Annotated in this window: 1 rRNA gene; it reads right to left on the reverse strand. The window is 55.7% G+C overall.

The features are described 5' to 3' along the window. Positions 1-49: 49 nt before the first annotated feature. A 16S ribosomal RNA gene (locus GBH70_RS16365) occupies positions 50-1,519 on the reverse strand; the annotation flags it as partial.

Genomic DNA, 1,519 nt, shown 5'->3' on the forward strand with positions numbered 1-1,519 from the left:
CCTTCAAAACTGAACAAAACAGAAACGCCACTATTGTAAGATTCCTTAGAAAGGAGGTGATCCAGCCGCACCTTCCGATACGGCTACCTTGTTACGACTTCACCCCAATCATTTGTCCCACCTTCGGCGGCTGGCTCCGAAAGGTTACCCCACCGACTTCGGGTGTTACAAACTCTCGTGGTGTGACGGGCGGTGTGTACAAGGCCCGGGAACGTATTCACCGCGGCATGCTGATCCGCGATTACTAGCGATTCCGGCTTCATGCAGGCGAGTTGCAGCCTGCAATCCGAACTGAGAATGGTTTTTTGGGATTGGCTCAACCTCGCGGTCTCGCAGCCCTTTGTACCATCCATTGTAGCACGTGTGTAGCCCAGGTCATAAGGGGCATGATGATTTGACGTCATCCCCACCTTCCTCCGGTTTGTCACCGGCAGTCACCTTAGAGTGCCCAACTGAATGCTGGCAACTAAGGTCAAGGGTTGCGCTCGTTGCGGGACTTAACCCAACATCTCACGACACGAGCTGACGACAACCATGCACCACCTGTCACTCTGTCCCCCGAAGGGGAAGGCCCTGTCTCCAGGGAGGTCAGAGGATGTCAAGACCTGGTAAGGTTCTTCGCGTTGCTTCGAATTAAACCACATGCTCCACCGCTTGTGCGGGCCCCCGTCAATTCCTTTGAGTTTCAGCCTTGCGGCCGTACTCCCCAGGCGGAGTGCTTAATGCGTTAGCTGCAGCACTAAAGGGCGGAAACCCTCTAACACTTAGCACTCATCGTTTACGGCGTGGACTACCAGGGTATCTAATCCTGTTTGCTCCCCACGCTTTCGCGCCTCAGCGTCAGTTACAGACCAGAGAGCCGCCTTCGCCACTGGTGTTCCTCCACATCTCTACGCATTTCACCGCTACACGTGGAATTCCACTCTCCTCTTCTGCACTCAAGCCTCCCAGTTTCCAATGGCCGCTTGCGGTTGAGCCGCAAGATTTCACATCAGACTTAAGAAGCCGCCTGCGCGCGCTTTACGCCCAATAATTCCGGACAACGCTTGCCACCTACGTATTACCGCGGCTGCTGGCACGTAGTTAGCCGTGGCTTTCTGGCCGGGTACCGTCAAGGTACCGCCCTGTTCGAACGGCACTTGTTCTTCCCCGGCAACAGAGTTTTACAACCCGAAGGCCTTCTTCACTCACGCGGCGTTGCTCCGTCAGACTTGCGTCCATTGCGGAAGATTCCCTACTGCTGCCTCCCGTAGGAGTTTGGGCCGTGTCTCAGTCCCAATGTGGCCGATCACCCTCTCAGGTCGGCTACGCATCGTCGCCTTGGTGGGCCGTTACCCCGCCAACTAGCTAATGCGCCGCGGGCCCATCTGTAAGTGATAGCCGAAGCCATCTTTCCATTTTCCGCCATGCGGCGGAAAAATCTATCCGGTATTAGCCCCGGTTTCCCGGAGTTATCCCAGTCTTACAGGCAGGTTGCCCACGTGTTACTCACCCGTCCGCCGCTGGGTTTTTAAAAAAA

The sequence above is a fragment of the Weizmannia acidilactici genome, from assembly GCF_008974225.1.
Taxonomy (GTDB): Bacteria; Bacillota; Bacilli; order Bacillales; family Bacillaceae_C; genus Weizmannia; species Weizmannia acidilactici.